15 protein-coding genes and 1 tRNA gene are annotated in these 16,615 nt (G+C 47.7%); 7 read left to right on the forward strand and 9 right to left on the reverse strand.

What is annotated here, in order from left to right; genetic code table 11:
- Position 1: 1 nt before the first annotated feature.
- From ybaK to LRP49_RS09760, 3 genes are all read right to left on the reverse strand, one after another.
- Complete coding sequence (gene ybaK, locus LRP49_RS09750; protein ID WP_274141924.1) at positions 2 to 484, reverse strand: Cys-tRNA(Pro) deacylase; 483 nt, start codon at positions 482 to 484, stop codon at positions 2 to 4.
- 177 nt (positions 485 to 661) lie between these two features.
- The gene (ushA, locus tag LRP49_RS09755; RefSeq protein ID WP_274141925.1) at positions 662 to 2,338 is read right to left on the reverse strand and encodes a bifunctional UDP-sugar hydrolase/5'-nucleotidase UshA; all 1,677 of its coding nucleotides are present in this window, start codon (positions 2,336 to 2,338) and stop codon (positions 662 to 664) included.
- A 223-nt stretch (positions 2,339 to 2,561) separates the two neighbouring features.
- Positions 2,562 to 3,905: a Na+/H+ antiporter NhaC family protein gene (locus LRP49_RS09760; RefSeq protein ID WP_274141926.1), complete on the reverse strand. Its 1,344-nt coding sequence runs from the start codon at positions 3,903 to 3,905 to the stop codon at positions 2,562 to 2,564.
- Between the two features lie 484 nt (positions 3,906 to 4,389).
- Here LRP49_RS09760 and LRP49_RS09765 point away from each other — a divergent pair, with 484 nt between their 5' ends.
- The gene (locus tag LRP49_RS09765; protein ID WP_274141927.1) at positions 4,390 to 6,264 is read left to right on the forward strand and encodes a methyl-accepting chemotaxis protein; all 1,875 of its coding nucleotides are present in this window, start codon (positions 4,390 to 4,392) and stop codon (positions 6,262 to 6,264) included.
- 48 nt (positions 6,265 to 6,312) lie between these two features.
- On the opposite strand, the gene kdsA is transcribed toward LRP49_RS09765, so the two are convergent.
- From kdsA to hemA, 6 genes are read right to left on the reverse strand one after another with little or no spacing between them, the layout of a single operon-like run.
- Complete coding sequence (gene kdsA / locus LRP49_RS09770; protein WP_274141928.1) at positions 6,313 to 7,167, reverse strand: 3-deoxy-8-phosphooctulonate synthase; 855 nt, start codon at positions 7,165 to 7,167, stop codon at positions 6,313 to 6,315.
- 13 nt (positions 7,168 to 7,180) lie between these two features.
- Positions 7,181 to 7,990: a SirB1 family protein gene (locus LRP49_RS09775; RefSeq protein WP_274141929.1), complete on the reverse strand. Its 810-nt coding sequence runs from the start codon at positions 7,988 to 7,990 to the stop codon at positions 7,181 to 7,183.
- A 2-nt stretch (positions 7,991 to 7,992) separates the two neighbouring features.
- Positions 7,993 to 8,376 (reverse strand): SirB2 family protein, encoded by a 384-nt coding sequence (locus LRP49_RS09780; protein WP_274141930.1) that lies wholly within the window; start codon positions 8,374 to 8,376, stop codon positions 7,993 to 7,995.
- A 29-nt stretch (positions 8,377 to 8,405) separates the two neighbouring features.
- Entirely contained in the window at positions 8,406 to 9,251 is an 846-nt protein-coding gene (gene prmC, locus LRP49_RS09785; RefSeq protein ID WP_274141931.1) for a peptide chain release factor N(5)-glutamine methyltransferase, read from the reverse strand.
- Positions 9,251 to 10,339: a peptide chain release factor 1 gene (gene prfA / locus LRP49_RS09790; RefSeq protein WP_274141932.1), complete on the reverse strand. Its 1,089-nt coding sequence runs from the start codon at positions 10,337 to 10,339 to the stop codon at positions 9,251 to 9,253. The genes prmC and prfA overlap by 1 nt, the downstream gene beginning before the upstream one ends.
- Positions 10,340 to 10,352: 13 nt before the next feature.
- The gene (gene hemA / locus LRP49_RS09795; protein ID WP_274141933.1) at positions 10,353 to 11,612 is read right to left on the reverse strand and encodes a glutamyl-tRNA reductase; all 1,260 of its coding nucleotides are present in this window, start codon (positions 11,610 to 11,612) and stop codon (positions 10,353 to 10,355) included.
- A gap of 289 nt (positions 11,613 to 11,901) precedes the next feature.
- Between hemA and lolB the strand changes: the two genes are divergently transcribed.
- From lolB to LRP49_RS09825, 6 genes are all read left to right on the forward strand, one after another.
- Positions 11,902 to 12,510: a lipoprotein insertase outer membrane protein LolB gene (gene lolB, locus LRP49_RS09800; RefSeq protein ID WP_274141934.1), complete on the forward strand. Its 609-nt coding sequence runs from the start codon at positions 11,902 to 11,904 to the stop codon at positions 12,508 to 12,510.
- Positions 12,507 to 13,361 carry a 4-(cytidine 5'-diphospho)-2-C-methyl-D-erythritol kinase gene (gene ispE, locus LRP49_RS09805; protein ID WP_274141935.1) on the forward strand — a complete coding sequence of 285 codons (855 nt, stop codon included), beginning with the start codon at positions 12,507 to 12,509 and terminating at the stop codon, positions 13,359 to 13,361. Before lolB ends, ispE begins: the two co-directional genes overlap by 4 nt.
- 42 nt (positions 13,362 to 13,403) lie before the next feature.
- On the forward strand, positions 13,404 to 14,348 hold the full coding sequence (locus LRP49_RS09810; protein ID WP_067419947.1) for a ribose-phosphate pyrophosphokinase: 945 nt from the start codon (positions 13,404 to 13,406) through the stop codon (positions 14,346 to 14,348).
- A gap of 144 nt (positions 14,349 to 14,492) precedes the next feature.
- Entirely contained in the window at positions 14,493 to 15,083 is a 591-nt protein-coding gene (gene pth / locus LRP49_RS09815; RefSeq protein ID WP_274141936.1) for an aminoacyl-tRNA hydrolase, read from the forward strand.
- A 95-nt stretch (positions 15,084 to 15,178) separates the two neighbouring features.
- Positions 15,179 to 16,270 carry a redox-regulated ATPase YchF gene (gene ychF, locus LRP49_RS09820; protein WP_274141937.1) on the forward strand — a complete coding sequence of 364 codons (1,092 nt, stop codon included), beginning with the start codon at positions 15,179 to 15,181 and terminating at the stop codon, positions 16,268 to 16,270.
- Positions 16,271 to 16,502: 232 nt separating this feature from the next.
- Positions 16,503 to 16,579 (forward strand) — tRNA-Met (locus LRP49_RS09825).
- The last annotated feature ends 36 nt before the right edge of the window (positions 16,580 to 16,615 follow it).

Raw genomic sequence — 16,615 nt, forward strand, 5'->3', positions numbered from 1 at the left:
TTTATTTCCCCTGCTTACCTATTGTTGCCATTTTCCCCTGTGTAAGTGAGAGGAGATCAGCAGGAGAAAGTTCAATTTCGAGCCCTCGACGGCCTGCACTGACGTAAATCGTCTCAAAGCCTTCCGCACTCACATCAAGAAATGTGGGTAATCGCTTTTTCTGACCTAGCGGGCTGATCCCGCCCACAATGTAGCCCGTTGTTTTTTCTGCGATATCTGGATTCGCCATTTCCGCTTTTTTAGCACCCGCTGCTTTAGCGGCAGCTTTAAGATCCAATTGACCAGAAACAGGCACCACTGCTACCGCCAATTTTTTGGGATCACCATTCATTGAAAACAACAAGGTCTTAAAGACTCTTAAAGGGTCTTGACCGAGAACACTTGCAGCTTCAAGTCCAAAGTTGGTGTTGTGAGGGTCATGCTCATAGCTATGAACATGAAAGGAAATTCCTGCTTTTTCCGCGAGGGTAATTGCCGGCGTCATCCGATAAATCTCTTGTAACCACAGGGTGGCATTAACGTTTCCATCAACACTAACCCTTATAAAACGTAAGCTGATAATGACATAAAAAAAGGCACTGTCACCAGTGCCTTTTCTGTCATTGCTCCAATTTTCTCATTGCGAGACATCTCCCTCGCAGTGATACATTGAACAACTCAATTATTTGTAAACAATCTCACCCTTAGGCGCATATTTGTTTACATCAATTGGAGAGTTTTTCTCAAGGAAGTCTTTTAACACTTCTGCATCAACAAAGCCGGTGTTGACGTTGCCAGCATGATCGCTGATTTTTGGATAACCATCACCACCCGCAGCGTTATAGCTTGGAACCGTGAAACGGTATGTTTTGTTTGTGTCCAGCGGTTCACCACCGATAACCACATCACTCACGCCGTCCGGTGATACCGTCATTGAGATGCCGTAAAACTGCACGTAAGCTCCAGAATCTACCGGTTTGGTCGCCACAACGTTCAGGTAATCCAAAATTTCAGAACCCGTCATGTCTGTGTAAGTCACCATGTTACCGAAAGGCTGAACGGTCAAAACGTCTTTATACGTCACATCGCCACCTTCGATAGAGTCACGTACACCGCCAGAGTTCATTACTGCAAAATCTGCTTTTGCGCGGTCCATGTGCGATGCAGCAATCAGACGGCCCAAGTTGGTTTGCTCAAAGCGAACAACGTTACGATCACCTTCCAGTTTGCCGTTGGTTTCAGCAATCTTAACGTTCAGTTGATCTTGGCCTTTTTCCTGATAAGGCTTCAGGAAGTCATAAATTTCTTTGTCTTTCGGAATTTCGTTTTGGATGAAGACGCGTTTTTTCTCGCCGTTCACCTTCACTTTTTTCTTCAGGTTCACAGGGATCAGGTCATAAGACACCAAATTCAGCTCACCATTGCGGAATTCGAAATCTGCCTTACCGACGTATTTACCCCACTCGTGCGCCTGAACAATCCACGTACCATTTTGCTGGTCTGGTTTACACTCATCGCCCGGCTTGAACGCGGTGTTATACATGTTAGGGCCTTCCATACAAACAGGCTCTTGTGAGTGACCACCCACAATCATGTCTAACGAACCTTCACCTAAATAACGCGCTAACGCAACATCACCTGGCGCATTGATACCACGGTTACCATCTTCATAATGACCCATATGAGTCGCAGCGATGATCATGTCAGGCTTTTCAGTTTTCTCGATTTCAGCGATCAGTTTCTTCGCTTCTTCCTTCGGATCGCGGAATTCCAACTCGCCGATGTATTCTGGATTACCGATTTTCGCCGTGTCTTCAGTCGTTAGACCAATAACAGCAATGCGAAGGCCATTCTTCTCAAACATTTGGTATGCCTGATACTTACGCTCACCTGTCGCTTTGTCGTAGATATTGGCAGAAAGCATTGGGAAATCGGCCCATTGCATTTGCTTCTCTAGAACGTCAAGTGGGTTATCAAACTCATGGTTACCCAATGCCATAGCGTCATAACCAATCATGGTCATGCCTTTAAAATCTGGTTCCGCATCCTGAAGATCCGACTCAGGCACACCCGTGTTGATATCACCGCCAGAAAGCAGAAGCACAGCCGAACCTTTCGCTTCAGCCTCATTACGCAAGTTGTCGATCAAGGTCTTGCGAGCAGCCATACCGTATTCACCATATTTGTTATGCCAAAAACGGCCATGGTTATCATTGGTATGAAGAATGGTGATGTTGTAGGTGGTATCTGGCTGCCATCCCTGCACGATGTCTGGCGTGTTTTGCGTTGTAGAACAACCTGCTAGCGAAGCAAGCAATGCAGCACTAATTGCTGCTTTTAAAGAAAGGCGATCCGTCATGGGGTGTACCTATTATTTTGTTGAAAATGCGAGAAGGGCTTCTCGCTTTAACAAAATGAGTGTGTCCTCATTCTGTCAGGGTTAACGTAAATAATCGTATTTCACGATGTAGTCTAAAGATATACGCTAACCATCACATTGTTCTTTCAACAAAGTGCTAGATAGATCACCGAATAACATCCAAACCGCCGAGTTTTCACTCAGCGATTTGGGGTAACAGATCTTAGTGGGTACCGTGCTGTCCTTTAGAGCGCGCAATGGCAAAGGCAGCGGCAATCGCCAGCAAGAAACAGTAGTAAGATTGGCCAACAACAGAAAGTGGAGATAGCTCAAAGATCGAACCTAGCAGCAATGCCTGCGCACCATATGGTAAGAGCCCTTGAATCACACAAGAGAAGATATCCAGCAAACTCGCACTACGTTTAGGTGCAACGTCGTGTTGTGTCGCTAGCTCTTTTGCAACACCACCCGCCACAATGATGGCCACGGTATTGTTTGCCGTACACATGTTGGTCAAGCTAACCAACAGCGCAATACCCGCTTCGCTTGCACGTGGCGAGCCTTTTTCGGCGGCCTTATCTGCACGCGCCATGATCAATCGGCTCAGTTTGTCGGTAACGAATGCCAAACCACCTTGCTGACGCATTAGCTCGGCCAAACCACCAATTAGCAACGACAACAAGAAGATTTCCTGCATGTTACCGAAGCCTGCATAAATGTCTTTGCTAAATGCCATCAAGCTATAATCAGGCGTTTGAGCAATGCCAACAACACCCGCAAACACGATACCAATCGACAGCACGACGAATACATTCATTCCAGACACTGCAAGGATCAAGATGGTCATGTAAGGCAGTACCGCCAACCAATCGATATCACCCGCTACCGGTGGCTGTGTTACTTCATTGGCAAAGAAGAAAATGACCAGTGCAACCAACGCTGCTGGTACCGCAATTTTCACGTTCTCACGGAACTTGTCTTTCATGTGACAGCCTTGAGATCGCGTCGCGGCAATCGTGGTGTCAGAAATGATCGACAGGTTGTCACCAAACATGGCACCACTCAAAACCACACCCGCCATTAGTGCGGAATCAATGCCTGTGGTTTGCGCAATGCCTAGCGCAACGGGTGCTACCGCCGCAATCGTCCCCATGGACGTACCCATCGCTGTTGCGATAAACGCTGAAATCAGAAATAGGCCCGGCAAAATGAAGCTAGAAGGGAGAACCGCTAAGCCTAAGTTTACCGTTGCATCAACACCGCCAGTTGCTTTCGCAACAGCAGAAAATGCACCCGCAAGCAGGTAAATAAGACACATCGCCGTGATATCGCGGTGTGACACCCCTTCGATAAACTGGCCTATCGCTGTGTTGAGCTTTTCTTTGCTCATTAAAACAGCGAGGACAATGGCGGGTAATACCGCTATCGGTGCTGGGAGCTGGTAAAAGGCGAACTCGACATTCTGGGTCGAAAAATAGATGCCCGTACCGATAAATAGGCAAAGGAAAAGCCCGAAGGGCAACAGCGCGCGCGCTGACGGATTGATTATTGTTTGCTTCTCTGTCATGTTGTGTTGCATTCTTTTTGTGATATGGAACGCAGAGTAAAAGGAAACGTTTTCTTCGTCAACAAATAGACGTCTAAACGTCTCTTTTATTTTTAAAGCCCCCTAACCGTCGTTGAAATTCCCAACATAGCTTGGTTGCATCAAATACAAATCGTTCACTTCACAAACAACCAAGCACATTGTTTGAAGCAGTATCCCTCCACAGTTAAAAATCCTTTCTTGATCGCAATTTTCTCTAAAGGCTCGACTCTCTGCGCCGATACAGCATGACGTACAAGAATCAAACGAACGGGTAGCTTTCACTTGTAACGTTTCGAGGTTGTGGTTTTTCCGGTTTACTACCCTTCAAAGTCCGCCTCTACGAATCGATGTCGTTTACCTGACCAAAAGGTTCAGAGCGATTCAATCGTATTCACTTCCACCTTGAAACGTTAACGGTGACAGCCGCAGTCCCACTATTTGAGATCCCTGCAAGGAAGTAAAAATGACACTCACTCTTAAGCAGAAGTTAATTGGCACGTGCCTTATTGCCGTCATCGTCATGGCGACAACCCTATCTCTGCTTGCAGCAAACCAGCTATCAACACAAACAGAAAATAGTCTACAGCAACGAGTGCGCGGTTCATCCGATGTGGCAAAAGTCGGTTTTATCGATTGGCTTGATGCTCACGTCACCGCAATGAAAGGCTTCATTGAGACTCAACCGCACAATGATGAAATCAATGCACTGAAAATGATCCAGATTTCGGGCAATTTTGCGATGACATTTTACGGTGAAGTTGATGGTTCGCTGGATTTATCAAACGGAGCGATTGTCGATATCGATCCTCGCCAACGTCCTTGGTACATCAAGGCAGTGAAAGAAAATCGCACTGTCTTTACCGCACCATACCGAGATGCGTTGACGGGTGAGACAATGGTGACTGTTGCTGAGCCTGTGTTCAACGGTAATCAGTTGATGGGCGTTTTGGGCGGTGATATTAGCCTTCGCAAAATCATGGGCGATATTGCGCAGTTTGATTTTGGCGATAACGCCTTCGGCATGTTGTTTACTGACGAAGGCACATTGATTGCTCACCGAGATGCGTCATTAAATGGTGCACCGCTGACGCAATATAACCGCGCTTTAACGATGACAACTGTCCAACAAGCCGCGAGAGAAGCCACACTTCTCCACCTAGATGTCGGTGGTAGTCCAAAAGCCTATTACTTTTTCCCCCTGCCGACTGCGAAATGGTATGTCGGTATCGAGCTAGATTTAGACACTGAGTTGGCAGCGCACAATAGTGCAGTTACAACACTGATACTGACGAGTGTAGGTGTCACCTTGGTGGTACTAGCGATGTCTATCTGGCTCGTAAATATTCTATTCAGAGATTTGAATCGCGTATCAAAAGCCATGGCCGAAATTGCCAGTGGTGAAGCAGATTTGACACAACGCCTAACCCCACACAGCGACGATGAAGTGGGGCAACTCGCGCACAACTTCAACACCTTTGTGGCGAATATGCATACCATGGTTGTGCACCTAAAAAATGTTGGTACGTCATTATCTGAGCAAGCGAGCAGTGCAGCAGAGCATGCCAACATTCGAAGCTCTCGCATTCGCGGCCAGCAAGACGAAATCAATATGGTCGCAACGGCGATTAACCAAATGGCCGCTGCAACGCAAGAAATTGCGGGGAGTGCTGAAAACACCGCACAGCTGTCAAAAGATGCCGTTAACCGCTCTCACACTGGTGCTTCCCAAGTCAACCAGAGTCAGCAGTCTATCGGTAACCTGTCGACGGAAGTGGAATCAGCGACATCTGTGATCACCGAATTGCACGCGCATACCCAGAGCATCAACTCTATCTTGTCGACCATTCAAGATATCGCCGAACAAACCAACCTGCTTGCATTGAATGCTGCAATCGAAGCGGCGCGCGCGGGTGCACAAGGCCGTGGCTTTGCAGTCGTCGCTGATGAAGTCCGCGTTTTAAGCCAACGCACTCACGATTCAACCCGTGAAATACAGGCAACCATTGAAACCCTGCAATCCACCACGCAATCAGCGGTTCAAATCATGCAGGACAGTCGTCATCTTGCATCCACCAGCGTGGAAGATGCCAACAGCGCGACTGACAGCCTGACGCAGATTACGAGTTCAGTCTCCACTATCAGCGACATGGCGACACAAATTGCGTCTGCCGCAGAAGAGCAATCGTTAGTGACCGCTGAAATCACACGCAATACAGAAGCCGTGCGACATGCATCAGACGAGCTGGCAGAAGAAGCGAATCAGGCCACAATTCAAGCCTCTGAATTGTCGAGCCTGTCTCAGCAGCTCAACAGCGAAATCTCTCGTTTCAAATTGTAAGATCAAAAAAGCCGGCAAATGCCGGCTTTTCTTCTCTTCGAATATCGCTTAGCGGATATCCAAATCTTCGAAGCTTTTCACCAGATCATCCAGTGCTTTCATTTGTTTCAGGAACGGCTCTAGCTTATCCAGTGGCAGTGCTGATGGGCCATCACAACGCGCTTTCTCTGGGTTTGGATGCGCTTCGATAAACAGACCCGCAATCTTGGTACCCAAGCCAGCACGCGCTAAATCAATCGTTTGCTCACGACGACCGCCTGATGCTGCGCCTAGTGGATCACGACATTGCAGTGAATGCGTCACATCGAAGATGATCGGGCTGCCGTTACTTGCTTTCTTCATAACATCGAAGCCCAGCATATCAACAACCAGATTGTCATAACCCATACATGCGCCACGCTCACACAGAATTACGTTCTCGTTACCACACTCAGCGAATTTATCGACAATGTTACCCACTTGACCAGGGCTCATGAACTGCGGCTTTTTCACGTTAATTACAGAGCCGGTTTTCGCCATTGCTTCAACCAAGTCGGTTTGACGCGCCAAAAATGCTGGCAACTGAATCACATCAACCACTTCAGAAACAGGCTGTGCCTGAGCCTCATTGTGGATATCGGTAATGATTTTCACACCAAACGTATCTTTCAGCTCTTGGAAGATTTTCATGCCTTCTTCCATGCCTGGGCCACGGTAAGAATGCACAGAAGAGCGATTCGCTTTGTCGAATGACGCTTTAAACACATACGGAATACCCAGCTTTTGGGTGACTTCGACATAGTGCTCACAAATCTGCATGGCGAGATCGCGAGATTCCAACACATTCATCCCGGCGAATAGAACAAATGGCTTGTCGTTAGCAACTTGAATATCGCCAATTTGAACCGTTTTTTGTGTTGTCATGATGAATTCCTGATTAATGGAAAATTGGAGCTTCTGCTGTCAGCACTTTGACTTGCAGTTTAAGAAGCTCAGCAGCCGGATCGTTCGGACACTGAGCAATAAAATATTCGTAGTCTTCAGCCGCTACCCAGTCACATTTTAGCTGCTGGAAGATATAGCCACGATCTCGAATTTCATACGGATCGTCAGGGCTGAAGGTCAAAGCGAGCTCGCTACAACGCAACGCCATGTCGTAGTTCTCTTCTCGTAGCAAGGCACTTTTTATCACGGCCAACCAGCGACCAACCAAGGTGGGATGGTCTGATACATCCAGATCTTCGGGACGGAGTTGCGCGACAGGGCCTTCCTTTCCAATCAGCCAACCTCGTAAGGTACGCTCAGAAAGAAACTCACCATCAAAAGGATTGATGTATGACGGCTCACGGTGACGCCAGTTCACTTTCAATATCAACTGAGTCGGAAACCCGACCGGTTCCACCGGTAACGCCAATCGATCGGTAAAGAACAGAAATACCGCCCCTAAACTGACGGGAATGCCTTTTCGACGCTTCAATACCTTTTCGACAAAGGCATTTTCTGAGGAAAAGTACTGTTCAAAATCGCCACGAAAGCCCCACTCTTTGTAGAACAGGCGTAGCAAGCCTTCTAATCGCAACTCGTCGTTAGCTTCCCCTGCCAATGCATTCTCGGCCTCTTTAGCCAACAACTCAAGTTCCGCTCGAACCCAATGCAGCGACGTTGAAGGATCAATCGAGGCATTTAACGCCAACGCTCCTTCAACCAGCGACAACTCATCAAGTTCTTGATCTGTAAACGCGATCATTTTTACCCCAACAACCATGGTGTTTTCGTCATCGCCAGATTTGCTGCAGCATAGACCCAACCCAAAGCACCAAAGAATGCAAAGACTCTAAACATGGTGCCATGGCTATAGTGCAAGGCAACAAATCCTAGCGCGATATAAGCTAGTACGCAGGTCAGTTTTTCCGTCATCCACACGCCTGCAGGTGTAAATGGCATAAAACCCGTAATTGCAATCAGAGCGACACCCGTCGCAAGCAAGCCCGTATCAATGATGTGTGGGACAACTTTCACCCACTTCTTTTGCATCATGCTGCTGCCCATCGAACGCCAGATAAAGCGAATAATGAACAAAGACACGCTCAAGGCGATAAACAAAAGGTGAGTATGCTTCAATGCATCGTACATAATTCCGTCAATCTCTCTTTCTTGTTATTTCAGTTAGCAAAACGACCCAGCGTAACACGATCAAGGCCGGCATAATCGTGCAGTGTCTCAACGTCGACAAATCCTGCATCAGAAAAAATCGTGCGAACAGGTTCACCTTGGTCATACCCGTGCTCAATCAAAAGCCACCCATCTTGAGCAAGAAACGATGGGCTTTGCTGACAAATATGCCGAATATCCGCCAATCCGTGATCGTCTGCAATCAGAGCCGATTTGGGCTCAAAACGCACATCCCCCTGAGACAGGTGCGGGTCTTCTGGGTCAATATAAGGCGGATTACTGACAATCATGGAGAATGTCTGCGCAGGTACGTTATCAAACCAACTGCTCTGCTTAAAATGGGCATTAGTAATACCATTTTCAAGCTGATTGCGCTCAGCCAACGCGACGGCTTCTGAACGAAGGTCTACACCCATCACCTGCACATCTTTTCGTTCACTTGCAATTGATAGTGCAATTGCGCCTGTCCCCGTTCCCAGATCCAGCACTGCGCTTGCATCAGGTGACAATCGTTCTAACGCGAGCTCCACTAAACGCTCCGTATCAGGACGCGGGATCAACGTGCTTGGTTCCACATTTAGGCGTAAAGACCAAAAATCACGATAACCAATGATATAAGCAACAGGTTCACCAAGTTGTCTACGGGCAACTAACGCATTGAACGCGTCACACTCCTGTTCAGTCAGAACTTTGTCTGACCAGGTGTAGAGATAACTGCTTGGTTTGTCGAGGACATGACACAGCAACACTGAGGCATCAATTCTCGGTGAAGGGCTTTGATGTTCTGCTAACAAATGCGCTGCATCACGCAGCGCATTTTCAATACTGATTGGCATTAGTGCTGTTCAGCCAACGCCGCAAGTTGGTCAGCTTGGAACTCTTGATTGATAGGTTCAATCAGACAGTTCAGATCCCCTTCCATCACGTCATCCAAACGGTAAACCGTCAAAGTGATGCGGTGGTCAGATACTCGACCTTGTGGGTAGTTGTAAGTACGGATACGGTCTGAACGGTCACCTGAGCCAAGTAGGTTACGGCGCGTACTCGCTTGTTCAGCTGCGCGTTTTTCCTCTTCTGCTTTGATCAGACGAGCTGCCAGTACAGACATCGCTTTCGCTTTGTTCTTGTGCTGTGAACGCTCGTCCTGACACTCTACCACTGTGCCTGTTGGTAAGTGGGTAATACGAATAGCAGAATCGGTGGTGTTAACGTGCTGACCACCAGCACCCGACGAACGGAACGTATCAATTTTCAGGTCTGCTGGATTGATGTCAGGAATTTCCGCTTCTGGAATTTCCGGCAAGATCGCAACGGTACACGCTGATGTGTGCACACGACCTTGAGATTCAGTTGCAGGAACACGCTGAACACGGTGACCGCCTGATTCAAACTTCAATACGCCGTAAGCACCGTCTCCAGAGATTTTCGCAACCATCTCTTTGTAACCGCCTTGCTCAGAGTTATTGGCGTTGATCACTTCAACACGCCAGCCTTTAGATTCTGCAAAACGGCTGTACATACGGAACAAATCACCCGCAAAGATACCCGCTTCATCGCCACCTGCGCCGGCACGAATCTCAACAAAGCAGTTACGCTCATCGTTAGGATCTTTAGGGATCAATAGCACCTGAAGTTCATCGGTAAGGCGCGAAATTTCGCTCTTCGCCGCTTTCACTTCTTCTTGTGCCATTTCGCGCATTTCAGGATCGTCTTCGTTCGCCATTTCCTGCGCAGCTTCCAGATCATCAACCGCCTGTTTATAGGCGTTGAAGCACATGGTCACTTCTTCCAACTGGCTGTACTCTTTCGACAGCGCGCGGAATTTTTCCTGATCACCGATGATGCCTGGATCACCCAGCAAATGTTGTACTTCTTCGTAGCGCTCACTGAGCACTTCTAGTTTGGTGAGAATAGATGGTTTCATAGTAATTCTTAAACTATTTCAGGGGATCCAGACCAAGGCTTTGACGCAGCGTTTCAAGCGTACGTTCGTCACCGTTTCTGGCGGCTTCTTGCATGGCCTGGGTCGGGGCATGGATCAGTTTGTTGGTTAATTTATTACTTAGCTCGGCCACGACTTTGGCCGGGTCTGCACCACTTGCTAAAGACTGCAGACTTTTACTGAGTAACTCATCTTTTAATGCTTCAGAGTGGGCGCGGTATTGCTTGATGCTATCGACAGCATCGCGTGAACGCATCCACGTCATAAAACTGTAGCTTTCCTCGTCAACGATGGCTTCAGCCTGCACTGCAGCTGCTTTGCGTTGCTCTCGGTTTCGTTCAACGATCGAGTGCAAATCATCAACGGTATAGAGGTAGGCATCATTCAAATCGCCCACTTCTTCTTCGATATCTCGAGGCACCGCGATATCAATCAACAGCATCGGCTGGTGACGACGTGCTTTGATCGCTTTTTCAACCATGCCCTTACCAATGATTGGCAACGGTGCAGCAGTTGAACTGATGACGATGTCAGCTTTGTGCATGTGCTCTGGAATCTCTTCCAAAGAAATGATCTCTGCGCCAAATGCATCTGCAAACGGTTTTGCTCGCTCGCGAGTACGGTTCGCAACAATGATGTTTTTGCACTTGTGTTCATACAAATGCTTGGCAACCAACTCAATCGTTTCGCCAGCACCAACAAGCAACGCCGTTGACGTTTCTAACGATTCAAAGATCTGACGTGCGAGTGAGCAAGCAGCAAATGCAACGGATACAGCGTTACCACCGATGTCAGTTTCAGTTCGCACTCGTTTCGCTACGGTGAAGGTTTTGTGGAACAAACGTTCGAGAGCACCGTTGATCGCATCATTATCGACCGATTCCGCGTAGGCTTGCTTCACCTGACCTAAGATTTGAGGCTCACCCAAAACGAGAGAGTCCAATCCACATGCAACTCGCATTAAGTGTTGGGCAGCTGCCTGATCGTGATGCGTATAAAGACAAGGTAACAGAGTATCGCTATCAAGGTGATGAAAGTCTTGTAGCCAATCAACAACCGTCCCAGGGCTTGGATGATCTATTTCACAATAGATTTCGGTCCGGTTACAGGTAGACACAATAACCCCGCTCTGCACCACCTGCTTTTCTTTTAGCTGGTTAAGCGCATCTTGAAGTTGTTGTGGTGAAAAAGCGACTTTTTCACGCAAATCGACTGTAGCAGTCTTATGATTGATTCCGAGAACTAACAAGCTCATTAAGCAGGGTTACCGACAGCACCAGGTGAAATCCGAGCCGTGGATTTTACTTTATGGGCCCGTCGAATAAAAGATAACATTATATTCCCTATCCCGCTAACAAAGCGAAGTGTGATTTTTTCGCCACAGGTCATGCAGTTGTGTTGATTTTATAGACAACACTTGAGCCTTGGGCACTTGTCGCCAACTTGGCGATTTAGCACAAACCCAACTGAATCGAGATTTATCAAAGCAACGCAGATATAATCCAAGGACTCCGAGTACGTTGGAGTTTGACATGGAGTTATCAATGTATCGACAACTACGCCTCATTATTGGGCTCTTACTTAGCTTTCTCAGCCTTTCCGGTTGTACGACCACGCCTCCTGTCCCGCTAACACAATGGGAAACGCATCAAACCGCACTGTCAGACATTCAAAACTTCACCGTTAAAGGTAAAGTTGCACTCATTAGCCCAGAGCAACGTGTCTCTGCCAATTTCGTATGGCAGCAGCAAGGCGATAATTTATCACTACGCCTAACGAATTTTTTGGGTGCCACCCTTTTGAAACTGGATGCAACCCCTCATCGTGCGGAATTGACGGATAACGACGGAAAGCGATATGTAGGTGGAAACGCTGCCAATCTATTGAAATCTCTCACTGGCATAGCATTACCTGTCGATGACATGATGTTCTGGATCAAGGGGCTTCCTGCTGCTGGCAACGAATACCAACTTGGTGCGGATAACCGTCTGGCATCACTCAGCGAGAACCCAATCGGCTCAAATAAGCCCGGTTGGCAGTTGGATTACCTCAGCTATGACAGTAACACCGCGAGTTTACTGCCCGCTAAAATTAAAATGTTTAAAAATGACCAGAAAGTGAATCTTGTCATTTCTCAGTGGACGTACAAATGACGCATCAGCCATCTGTTTGGCCATCACCTGCCAAACTAAATTTATTTCTTTATATCACTGGTCAACGTGAAAACGGCTATCACGACCTCCAAACGCTGTTTCAATTTGTCGACTACGGTGACACCTTAACCATCACGCCAAACGATTCAGGCTTGGTGACCCTGTCTCCTGACATTGAAGGCGTGAATGTAGAAGATAACCTTGTTTACCGTGCAGCAATGGCAATCAAGGCGAAAACTGACTCCCCATTGGGTGCCCATATTCACATCGATAAAATTCTGCCCATGGGCGGCGGCCTAGGCGGCGGCTCTTCGAATGCAGCAACGACATTGATTGCACTGAATTATCTTTGGGGTACTCAGATTTCTATCGATGAGTTGGCAGAAATGGGATTGGCTCTCGGTGCGGATGTGCCAGTATTTGTACGCGGAACAACGGCGTTTGCTGAAGGTGTCGGAGAAAAGCTGCAACCCGCCGACGCACCAGAGAAATGGTATTTAGTGGCAAAACCGGATGTTAGCATCGCCACAGCCAAAATTTTTGGACACAAGAATCTGACTCGCAATACACCAAAACGCACATTAAATGAGCTATTGGCAGAAAAACACGAAAACGATTGCGAAAAGATTGTCAGAGAGTTGTTCCCAGAGGTTGATAAGGCTATTTCGTGGCTGCTAGAATACGCGCCGTCAAGATTGACTGGAACAGGTGCCTGCGTTTTCGCTGAGTTCGAAAATGAAGCTGAAGCCCGTTCGACATTAAACAAATTGCCCGACTGGCTCACAGGGTTTGTGGCGCGAGGTGTGAATACTTCACCTCTTCACACTAAACTAAGCGCACTTACACAATGAGGCAGTCAACACTCAATGGATACAACCCCGAGGTTTTCCACCGTGCCTGATATGAAGCTGTTTGCTGGTAATGCAACGCCTGTACTCGCCCAACGCATCGCGAATCGCCTATATATGTCACTAGGTGACGCTACCGTTAGCCGTTTTTCTGACGGTGAAGTGTGTGTACAAATCAATGAAAACGTACGGGGTAGCGACGTATTCGTTATCCAGTCGACATGTGCGCCAACCAATGACAACCTGATGGAATTGGTTGTGATGATCGACGCACTGCGTCGCGCATCAGCTGGCCGAATCACTGCAGTTATTCCTTACTTTGGCTATGCGCGTCAGGACCGTCGTGTTCGTTCAGCGCGTGTGCCAATCACTGCGAAAGTTATCGCAGACTTCCTGTCTAACGTTGGTGTAGACCGCGTTCTGACTGTAGACCTGCACGCAGAGCAGATTCAAGGCTTCTTCGATGTGCCAGTGGACAACATCTTCGGTACGCCTGTTCTGCTTGAAGACATGCTGGCGAAGAAACTGGAAGATCCAGTTGTTGTTTCTCCAGACATCGGTGGTGTAGTACGTGCTCGTGCAACAGCAAAACTGTTGGATGACACTGACATCGCAATCATCGACAAGCGTCGTCCACGTGCGAACGTTTCTCAGGTTATGCACCTGATTGGCGACGTTGAAGGTCGTGACTGCATCATCGTTGACGACATGATCGACACCGGTGGTACTCTGTGTAAAGCAGCAGAAGCTCTGAAAAACCGTGGCGCGAAGCGTGTATTCGCTTACGCAACTCACGCGGTATTCTCAGGCAACGCACCTCAGAACATCAAAGATTCAGTGATTGACGAAGTGATCGTAACTGACTCAATCCCACTGAGCGCGGAAATGCAAGCTACCGGTAAAGTGTCTCAACTGACACTGTCAGGCATGCTGGCTGAAGCTATCCGTCGCATCAGCAACGAAGAATCTATCTCTGCAATGTTCGATTAATCGAAATTTGCCAGAGAAAAACGCCTCGCTTTCGCGGGGCGTTTTTGTTTTGCGCAGATAATGGTAGGATAAGCCGCTTTTGGCGCAGGTGGGTTTGCCGCTCTGTGCTCATCACTGAAAATTCAGAACAACGAGAATCTCTGCGTGAGCGATCAAATTCGTCTTTTAGTGGGTCTGGCAAATCCAGGGCCAGAATATGCTAAAACCCGTCACAACGCGGGTGCCTGGGTCGTTGAAGAGTTAGCGCGCATTCATAATGTGTCGCTGAAAGAAGACAAAAAATACTTTGGCTTGACTGCCAGAATCAGTGTGGGTGGTGAAGATCTGCGTTTGTTGATCCCTACTACCTTCATGAACCTGTCAGGTAAATCGGTTGCTGCGCTGGCAAAATTCTTCCAGATCAAACCGGAAGAAATCATGGTAGCGCATGATGAACTCGACTTACCGCCAGGTGTTGCCAAATTCAAGAAAGGTGGCGGTCACGGTGGCCATAATGGTCTTCGCGATATCATCAGCAAAATGGGCAACAACAAAGAATTCTATCGTCTTCGTGTCGGTATCGGTCATCCGGGACACAAAGACAAAGTGGCAGGCTTTGTACTAACTAAAGCACCTGCCAACGAACATAGCCAAATCGAGCAAGCCGTTGATGAAGCCGTACGCTGCATCGATATCTTGTTAAAAGACGATCTGGCCAAGGCGCAAAATCGCCTGCATACATTTAAAGCGCAATAAGCCAAAAGGCCGTGCGCCGATACCAAACGGATTAAATCATGAGCATTTAGTTCGAGCGGTATTATCCTGTTTCTACAACGAAAGGTTACCATCTCATGGGTTTTAAATGCGGTATCGTTGGTTTGCCAAACGTCGGTAAATCAACTCTGTTCAACGCTCTGACCAAAGCAGGTATTGAAGCGGCTAACTTCCCGTTCTGTACTATCGAACCAAACACTGGCGTGGTACCAGTGCCAGATCTGCGTTTGGACGCACTGGCAAAAATCGTTAACCCACAGCGTATCCTGCCTACCACGATGGAATTCGTAGACATCGCAGGTCTGGTAGCGGGCGCATCTAAAGGTGAAGGTCTGGGTAACAAGTTCCTGGCTAACATCCGTGAAACTGATGCAATCGGCCACGTTGTTCGTTGTTTCGAAAACGACAACATCATTCACGTTGCGGGTAAAGTAAACCCTGCTGACGATATCGATGTTATCAACACTGAGCTGGCTTTGTCTGACTTGGAAGCATGTGAACGTGCTATCCAACGCCAAGCAAAGAAAGCGAAAGGCGGTGATCGCGATGCGAAATTCGAAATCAGCGTTCTAGAAAAACTGCTTCCAGTTCTGGAAGAAGGCAACATGCTGCGTTCAGTGTCACTGACCAAAGAAGAAAAAGCAGCGGTTGATTACCTGAACTTCCTGACCATGAAGCCAACCATGTACATCGCGAACGTGAACGATGACGGTTTCGAAAACAACCCATACTTGGATATCGTTCGTGAAATCGCTGACGCAGAAGGCGCAACTGTTGTTGCTGTTTGTGCGGAGATCGAAGGCGAATTGTCTGAACTGGACGCTGATGAAGCAGCAGTATTCCTAGAAGAAATGGGTCTGGAAGAACCAGGTCTGAACCGCGTTATTCGCGCAGGTTACGATCTGCTGACCCTGCAAACTTACTTCACCGCGGGTGTGAAGGAAGTGCGTGCATGGACCATCCCTGTTGGTGCAACTGCGCCACAAGCTGCAGGTAAAATCCACACTGACTTCGAAAAAGGCTTTATCCGTGCTGAAATCATCGGCTTTGATGACTTCATTCAAAACAACGGTGAAGCAGGTGCAAAAGTTGCCGGTAAATGGCGTTTGGAAGGTAAAGAATACATCGTTAAAGATGGCGACGTGATTCACTTCCGCTTTAACGTATAAGTATTTACTGCAAAGCATACTAAAAAGCTGGCTCTGGCCAGCTTTTTTTCGTTCTAAGGTAACGAAAACGTGATATTCAAAAGGTGTGGTTGTTATAAATACCACCACATTGCTTAAATTCACACCGAAGTCGCTAAATCTCTAAAAAAACCTTGGAAAAAAGGTTGACGGCTAACGAGCGAATTCGCATAATGCGCCCCGCACTCAGGGGGAAGCCTCTGAAATAAAAGATGGCTACGTAGCTCAGTTGGTTAGAGCACATCACTCATAATGATGGGGTCACAGGTTCGAATCCCGTCGTAGCCACCATTCTTTTTAGTGCTCCGTTTTCAAAAGAAAACAACA

Source organism: Enterovibrio qingdaonensis (genome assembly GCF_028683135.1).
Classification (GTDB): Bacteria; Pseudomonadota; Gammaproteobacteria; order Enterobacterales; family Vibrionaceae; genus Enterovibrio; species Enterovibrio qingdaonensis.